Annotated in this window: 5 protein-coding genes; 4 read left to right on the forward strand and 1 reads right to left on the reverse strand. The window is 34.8% G+C overall.

Annotated features, from left to right (window positions below; genetic code table 11):
• Positions 1 to 854, forward strand: an 854-nt coding sequence (locus VIL26_00410; protein ID HEY8389408.1) for a glycosyl transferase family 2, incomplete at its 5' end; no start/stop codon positions are given.
• Positions 855 to 941: 87 nt separating this feature from the next.
• Positions 942 to 6,635 (forward strand): DUF4011 domain-containing protein, encoded by a 5,694-nt coding sequence (locus tag VIL26_00415; GenBank protein HEY8389409.1) that lies wholly within the window; start codon positions 942 to 944, stop codon positions 6,633 to 6,635.
• A 147-nt stretch (positions 6,636 to 6,782) separates the two neighbouring features.
• Here the strand turns inward: VIL26_00415 and VIL26_00420 are convergent, their stop codons facing one another.
• A complete protein-coding gene (locus tag VIL26_00420; protein HEY8389410.1) occupies positions 6,783 to 7,460 on the reverse strand; it encodes a hypothetical protein in 678 nt (225 codons plus the stop codon).
• A gap of 256 nt (positions 7,461 to 7,716) precedes the next feature.
• Here VIL26_00420 and VIL26_00425 point away from each other — a divergent pair, with 256 nt between their 5' ends.
• On the forward strand, positions 7,717 to 8,220 hold the full coding sequence (locus tag VIL26_00425) for a hypothetical protein (protein HEY8389411.1): 504 nt from the start codon (positions 7,717 to 7,719) through the stop codon (positions 8,218 to 8,220).
• 107 nt (positions 8,221 to 8,327) lie between these two features.
• The coding region (locus tag VIL26_00430; GenBank protein ID HEY8389412.1) for an FAD-dependent oxidoreductase at positions 8,328 to 9,014 on the forward strand (687 nt) is incomplete at its 3' end.

Consider the following 9,014-nt stretch of genomic DNA (forward strand, 5'->3'; position numbering starts at 1 on the left):
ATGCAGATATTTGTGTTTGCACCGATTTAGATGAAGTGTTTGAAAAAGGCTGGCGGCAAAAGCTTGAAAATGCCTGGCAAAAGGATATAAAACAGGCTAGATATCAATACAACTGGAGTCTTGATGAAAAAAACAGACCTGAAGTCTCCTTTTATAATTTTAAAATCCATTCGAGATTTGACTTTGTGTGGAAAAATCCTGTCCATGAATATTTAGAATATCAAGGACAGGATTACAAAGTCGTTTTTATTGAAGACTTAATACTCAATCACTATCCCGACAAAAACAAATCAAGAGCAAGCTATCTGTCCTTGTTGGAATTATCTGTAAAAGAAAACCCGCAGGATAGCAGGTCATGGTATTACCTTGGTCGAGAATATAAGCTTTTGGGGATGTGGGACAAAAGCATTAAGACTTTGAAAAAATATCTTGAATTAGATACATCGACATGGAAAGACGAGCGTGCAGCCGCATTGCGCGACATTGCAAAATGCTATCTGAATAAATCTGATTATAGTAATGCGTATCAATATTATTGGAAAGCAATTTATGAAAATCCATCAATACGTGAAACATATGCAGAGTTTGCCCAAGTCGCATATTATAATGAAGATTACTTAACGGTAGCAAATATGGCAAAAAAGGCGTTTAGAATAAAATCCAGATCAAAAAATTACATAAGCGAAAGTTTTGCATGGGATTGGACATTACCCGACATTGCCGCAATAGCATGCTATAATCTGAAGCAATATGATCAGGCATTAAAATATGCAAAAATTGCTTATGAACTTAATCCTGACGACCAAAGACTTAAAGACAATTATGAGTTTATAAAGTCAATTATCAAAAATTAGAATCTGATTAAAAAGACTTGTAACATATTTCATTAATTGAACAAAAACTATTTGTTATGTTATAATCCTATTTATATAGGAGTTAACATGGAAATTTTAAAAGTGGAATTTTCCACAGCTCAAGCATTAAACTTTGCGGCTATTAATAATGGTTTGCCGCTTATTAACGAATTGTTTATAGAAAATACTGCAGATAAGGATATTTTGGCGGTTGATATCAGCGTATCATCGACACAAGGTGTCATAAACAGCAGTACATATCATTTGGATGTATTGCCCAAAAATCTGAAAATAGATGTAAATACGCTCAAAATTGAAATTAATCAAAAGTACCTTTTATCTTTAGAAAATATAGAAGATTGCGAAATTGTTTTGAAAGTCTTGTCAGAAGGCAAAGAACTATATGTTCAGAAAAATAAAATAAAATTATTGCCTTTTGATTATTGGACAGGTGCTGAAGTTTATCCCGAGCTTACAGCCGCTTTCATAACCCCTAACAGCATAGATTCCAAAAAAGTACTACATGATGCTTTTGCTTATCTCAAAAAGTGGACCAAATCCAATAACTTTATTGCGTATAACGGTGAAGCCAATAGAGTATTATTGGAAGCGGCGGCGGTTTTTAATGGATTATGCGACCAAAAGATTGCACTTAATCCTATAATAACTGATAACCGAACTTTAGGGCTGCCTATAAGACTAGATAATGTCTTAAATTCTAAAACCGCAACTATAGCAGAAATTGCATTTTTGTATGCTTCGTTATTAGAAAATATCGGACTTAATCCCATTTTGGCGGTTTTTGAAAAGTGCTTTTTGGTAGGTGCATGGCTGGACGACAATACATTTGCGGACTGCATTAATGACGACATTGCCGAATTGTCCAAAAAATCAGCATTGGGCGAAATCTTTTTGATTGACCCGCAGTGTCTTGATTGGGATTTTGGACAAGATTTTGACAATGCCAAAATGTCAGCCAAGTCAAAACTTATTGACGATAACAATTTTTTGTTTTTTATAGATATCAAGCGATGCAGATTGAGCTATGTTTATCCTAATCCAAAGAGGTTTTTCACTCAAAACGGTTGGGATATAGAATACGAGCAAATAGAATCCACAGGTAAAAAGCCGCAAAGACTTAATGATAACAAGGTCTTGAATGTTGATGAAACACTGTCCAAGCAAAAATATTGGGAAAGAAAGCTGCTTGACCTTACACTCAAAAATTCGCTACTTAATTTTAAATTGACCAAAAATGTCTTGCCTGTTTTGGGCGATTCGTTAAAACATCTAGCGGACAGTTTTTGTAACGGTACAGAATATGATATTTTGCCAGTTATGAAAGAGGCCGAGAATCTTATCTTAAATTATGAGATTACAAGCGGGGCTAAGATATCAGAGAGCTATCATAAATTAATAGGCAAAGAGTTGACTCAGTCTAAGCTAAGAACAGCGCTTGACGAGAACAGTCTAAAAAGCACAATAACCAATATTTATAGAAAATACAAATACAGCATAGAAGAAAACGGTGTATGTACTTTGTATCTTGCTTTGGGACTTTTGAAATGGTATGAAGACGACATATCTGAACGTCCCTTGTACGCTCCGCTTGTTTTGATACCGCTTGATTTGGTACGAAAAAATGCCAAAAGATATATCATAAAAGCCCGTGATGATGAACCGTATTTTAACATCACTCTTTTGGAAATGTTAAAACAGCAGTATTCTTTGGAAACAGGCGGACTTGATCCTTTGCCTAGAACTACTCAAAATGCAATTGATGTTACTGCGGTATTCAATACAGTCAGAAAGCTCGTAATGAATCAGCCGCGATGGGATATCATAGAGGAAAGCTATATTTCCAATTTCTCCTTTTCGGGCATTGTTATGTGGTATGATATCCGCAACAGATTGCAGTCATTCCAAAAAACGCCCATTGTAAAAGGGCTGATGACTGGAATACCGTTTAACAAAACATCCTTAGAAATAAAAGATATAGACGAAAGATGGCTAAATGAAGAAATAATTCTGCCTATAGAAGCTGACAGTTCACAGTTGGAAGCTATATATTTTGCAAGCAAAAATATGAGCTTTGTTTTGCATGGTCCGCCGGGCACAGGAAAATCCCAGACAATAACCAATATAATCGCCAACGGACTTTTGAGAGGTCAAAGAATTTTGTTCGTTGCAGAAAAAATGGCGGCATTGTCGGTGGTTAAAAACAGACTTGAAGAAATCGGAATAGGCGACTTTTGTCTGGAGCTTCATTCTGACAAAACGGATAAAAAAGCAGTTTTAGAGAACTTAAGAAAGACAAGTGAAATCACCAAAGTATATGAGCCTGAAGATTTTAAGGCTACCAAAGAACGCTTGGAGAATACAAGAAAAACGCTTGCCTCTTATATGTTCAAGCTGCACCGTCAACAAAAGTTTGGTTTTTCTTTATCGCAGGCGATTAGCCAGTATCTTTCTTATGATTTTTTTGATCAGTTTGAATTTCCTAAAGAACTGATTGCTGATTTTGATAAAGAAAAGATAGAGTTTGTAGAATCAAGACTTCAAGAACTTATGGCTTTGGGAAAAGATATGGGTCATCCCTATGGTTCGGTTTTGGAACATATAGGACAGACCGAATATTCTCAAACGCTCAAAATAAAAAGCACTGCAGTTTTGAAAAAGTTTTTGGCTGACTTGAGCAGTCTAAGGGGATATACTGAAACTTTTAGCACAGCTTTAGATCTCAATAGAATAGACACATATCAAAAATTTGAAGATTTTATGCAGATATGTTCTTATCTGTCTCAAAGCCGTATTGAGTTTGGTTCGTTGGAAAAATTATCCAACAATGATCTTAACAAGCTTATTAGCCACGCAGAATTAGGAATAAAAACTCAAACAATAAAAAATGAATTAGAAAAAAGATATGATGTTTTTGCTTTCAAACCTGTATCGACTAAGCTTGCTTTAGAATATCGTGCGGCAAAAGGTTTGAAAAGATTTGCAAAAAAGAACGCAATATTAAAGGTTTTAAAGAAGGCGGCAAAAGCTGGTACCAAGTATAAAGAAAACTTTTTAGCGGATATAGAACAGGTTATTATATATCAGCAAAACGAAAGCACTCTTGAAAAAGGTAAGGAATTTTTAAATTCTTCGGTTTTGGAATTAACTCAAAAGGATTATTTATATATTCATGACAGTCTGACCAAATATATGGCTTATAGAGAATGCATGAGCCGTATGGCATTTAGCTCTGAAGATAAACAAAAACTGCATACGGTCATATTGCCTAAGACTCTCCAAGCTGATTATGAGAGTTTTAGAGCAACCAAAGACGAACTTAACAAGTTATTAATAATTGCTTTTGAAAAAATCCATAACCACAAAGAATGGTATCTTGAAACGCTTACCAACAAAGCTGTTATGTGGTCAATGGACGAACTCAAAGAACGTTGCGCTTATAATACATTAAGAGAAGAGCTTAATGGATTAGGTCTGGGATTTGTAACCAGCGCCTATGACAACGGACTTGACCATGACATGTTAATTCCTGCGTTTAAAAAATCTTTGTTAAAAGCAGTTATAGAATATATCGTGGTTAACGACGATGAGCTTAATAAATTTACAGGCAGACTGTTTGAAGAAAAAATAAGACGTTTTAAGGAATTGGAGCAAAAATACAGAACTGTTTCAAGACAGCTTCTAAGCGCAAGACTTAAAATGAATTTGCCTAATTTTGATATAAAATCATCTCAAATGTCCGAGCTAGGCATATTCCAGCGTGCAGTCAAGGGAACAGGACGAAACCTGACTATAAAAAAGCTGTTTGAGCAGATACCTAACATTTTACCTAAAGTGGCGCCCTGTATGCTTATGAGCCCTGTTACCGTTGCGCAATATATTGATCCTCAGGAGCCTTTTGATTTGCTGATATTTGACGAAGCATCACAATTAACCACAGCAAAAGCAGTGGGCGCATTATCAAGAGCAAAAGCAGCGATAATAGTTGGCGATCCAAAACAGCTTCCGCCCACATCTTTTTTTGAAAATATTAATACTAATGTCAATGAAGAAGAAAGTTTAAGCGAAGACTTGGAAAGCGTGCTTGATGACTGTCTTGCGCTTAATATGCCCGAAATTCATTTAAAATGGCATTACAGAAGCAAGGATGAAAGCCTGATAGCCTTTTCCAATCGTTCGTTTTATGATAACAGCCTATATACTTTTCCTTCGCCGACCGAAGCTCATTCTTGCATCAAGTTTGTAAAAGTCAACGGCGTTTATGATCGCGGCAAATCCAAACAAAACGTTGAAGAAGCTTTGGCGGTAACAGAAGAAGTTATAAAAAGATTGTCAGATCCAGAGCTTAGAAAAAAGAGCATAGGTATAGTTACATTTAGTATAATGCAGCAAAACCTGATAGATGATATGCTCACTGAAACATTCCGTCAAAGCCCTAAACTAGAGCAATATGCAATGCAAAGGACAGAACCATTGTTTGTAAAAAATCTAGAAAATGTGCAGGGTGATGAACGTGATGTTATCTTGTTTTCAGTAGGATACGGACAAGATGCGCACGGAAAACTAAGCCTTAACTTTGGACCGCTTAATCGAGACGGCGGCTGGCGAAGACTTAATGTAGCGGTATCAAGAGCAAAATATGAGATGATAATATTCTCAAGCATAACTTATGACATGATTAATTTGTCCGCTACCACAGCGCAAGGGGTCAAGGCTTTGAGAGGTTTCTTGGAATATGCCCAAAAAGGCAAAGGCGCGCTTGTTCAAAAGGCAAGTTCTTTAGAGATAGAAGAACATGGCATAGAAGATCAAATCGTCAGAGACTTAAAAGAAAAAGGCTATGAAGGCATAGCCAATTACGGAACATCTGGTTACAAGATCAATATTGCTGTTGTTCATCCGGATGATAAGAAAAAATTCATTCTGGGCATAATGTGCGACGGTTTGGGTTATTCAAAAGTAAAGACAGTAAAAGAGCGTGAAGTTTCGCCTTTTAATGTGTTGAAAAAACTTGGCTGGAATCTTATGAGAGTTTGGTCATTGGATTATTTTGACAGTCCTGAAAAGATTGTAAAAAAGATTATTCAAAAAATCGAAGACTTGAGAAAAAATTCTGATGGAATAATCGCGGATGATGATGAAGTAATAGAAGAGATCAATACTGAAGAACAAAAAGCTATAACTATAACCAATCCTTTGGAAGCTGAATACAAAAAGGCGGTAATTCCTACCAAGATTATACCAAGTTCGTACTTTAGCACAGAATACAATCAGCCGCATTTGATTAAAATCACCAAAATGATAATAGATACGGAATATCCCGTAAGCTATAATACCATTTTACGTGCAGTCTTGGAGTCCAGCGGTATAACCCGTTCGGGGGCAAGAATAGAGGCTCAGATGAAGCATGTATTAGAGCATATAAAATGCGATAGCGAGCTAGAGGGCGACAAAGTCTTTTACTGGAAGAAAAACGCGGATAAGAAAAAATACAATATCTATAGAGTAGGCAGCACTAGAACAATGGATGACATCAGCATTTATGAAATAATCAATGCCATCAGATATATAATTCAAAATCAGGTTAGTCTGCCAAAAGCCGCTTTGGAACAAGAAGTTATAAAACTGTTTGGTTCAAAACACACCGAAGAAGGCTGTAGACAAATCCGAAGAGCAATCAAATACGGACTTGACAACAAAATAATAACTGCCGAAGACGAAAGAATTTTGGAAGGCGAGAACTTAAAGAAATTTGACTTTTAAAAATTGAGCGAGTGCGATAATCACACTCGCTTATTTTATTTTTAGTGAAAATCTTAAGAGCAATTTTGATGTTCTGCAGAAAAGATTATATGTATTAAAGTCAAAAAAGTTAAGATTTAAAAACTTAAAAATTTAAGGAAACGCTTTTTAATTATCGGCTGCAAGCCGTATAAGATCAGTCAATGCCTGCTTTACCGTACTTGCAGAAAAACCCAGGTTGTTATTGCTGTCTTTGCAGATTCTTATAGGCGGATAATCGCAGGAGTTGCTTTCTAGATAAGTTATTATATTGCCGCTTTCTATTCCCTTGATGCTATGTGGAACAGCACCTACAACAAGCCCCAAAAATTTTTTGTTGTTTTTCAAAAAATCCAAGTTGATATTGGTGAGCTTAGCATAATCGTCTCGTATGTCAATTTGCTCTTGTGAAAATCCATAGTCCTTGCAAATATTTTTTATATCTTCCCTGCTTAGATGTCCTTTTCCCGTTGCGCCCAAAAAAACAACTTTTCTGGCGTTAATACGTTTTTGAAGATAGTTCATTTTGACAACATGGTTTTCAAAACCTACCATGCGCGACATGATTTCTATCCATTCATCAAGCTTGTCAGGGTCCATTTTTCCGTCATTGGAATAATAATGAAAGCACATTTCGCGTGCTAGTTTTTTTATGTATTCAGACTTTTGTTTGGGTTTGAGTCTGTCAAAATCATTTATTACAATATCTTTATCTTGTTTATTTTGGTTAAGTTTATTTATTATGTCCTCATAACTGAGTCCGCTTGCCTCGCTGATAGAAACTACATCCCTCGAGCAATCGTCCATGCGGCACCTCCTTTGTATTTCTTATATATTCATTATAACATAAATAAATAATGCCAAAATTAAAAACTAATTAAAAAACAATACACAACAAACATATTAATATCTAGAAAATTGTTGCATCATATAATAATATAATATATTTTAATATAATTATTACAATTAAAGTTTGATGTGTTTCGGTGTTTAAAAAAGTAAAGAAAGCTTAATTATTTCAATATTTTTAAGATGCTTTGGAGAAAAAAGGGGATATAAAAAAATGGATAATTTTGATGATAATAATAAAAGTAATAATCGTGGTAGTAAAAGAGAAAGCTTAAAGACAGGAATTGCCAAGGTTATTACAGGCATTTTTGTAATGGGAGTATGTGTTTTAGTATGTTTTTTAAGCTTTTATAAACAAGGCTTTTCGATATTGCTTGTCTTTTTTTTGATACCTGTGGCTATACTTTTTTTGATTGCATTTTATTTAATGATTCAAGGAATAATGGATATTACATATAATCTTATTTTAATCAAAAAAAAGCGACCTTTTGAAAATACAGATAGAAGTAAAATTTTTATTAATACTAATCCTATTGCGGGCTTATTAGGCTTTTTATTGGCTATTATTTTTTTTCTTATAATCATTTATGATATGTATCCCGACTATAAAGCTGGGGAAACTGATTTTATTGAAATAATCGTTTTTCTTATATTAAGTGGTTTTAGTTTTATTTATTCAATTTATGTGTTTTTGTATAATCTGATTAAAAGAAAATAGTTATTTATATTTAATAAAAACTCTAAAAATGTGATAAAATAATCAAGAATGTTTAATACGACACAGATTTGTGTTATAATTTTAGCGCAAACATTTTTGGAGTCAGTATGTACGATCTTATTATAATTGGCGGCGGACCTGCAGGGCTTACTGCTGCGTTGTATGCCGCACGTGGCGGATTGAATACTCTTGTTTTTGAAAAAGCGGTTCCAGGCGGAAAAATTACTACTACCGATAAGGTGGAAAACTATCCTGCAATGCCTCAAGGTATCAATGGCTTTGAGCTAGGTGACCTTATGCTAAATCAGGCAAAGCAATACGGAGCAAGTGTTAATTTTGAAGAAGTTATAAAAATAGATTTAAACAATGATATAAAAACTATTAGCACGGATTCAAACACCTATCAAGCCAAAGCTGTAATTTTAGCAATGGGTACTAATAATAGAAAATTAGGATTGCCCGAAGAAGAAAATCTTATAGGAAAAGGAATCAGTTATTGCGCTACTTGTGACGGAGCATTTTTCAAAGGACGCGAAGTTGCCATTGCCGGCGGAGCAAACAGTGCTGTTACAGAAGCCTTGTATCTTTCTAAGTTAGCATCAAAAGTGCATATTATTTATAGACGAGATAAATTTAGAGGCGAAAGCGTTACTATAAACAAGTTGCTTTCTACCCCCAATATTATGTTGCATCTAAATAGTGAAATCACAAGACTAATATCTGATGATGTTTTAACTGGTGTGGAAATAAAAGACAAATTATCAAATCAGACTTCAGTTATTAATGTTAACGGA

The organism is Clostridia bacterium (genome assembly GCA_036562685.1).
Lineage (GTDB): Bacteria > Bacillota > Clostridia > Christensenellales > DUVY01 > DUVY01.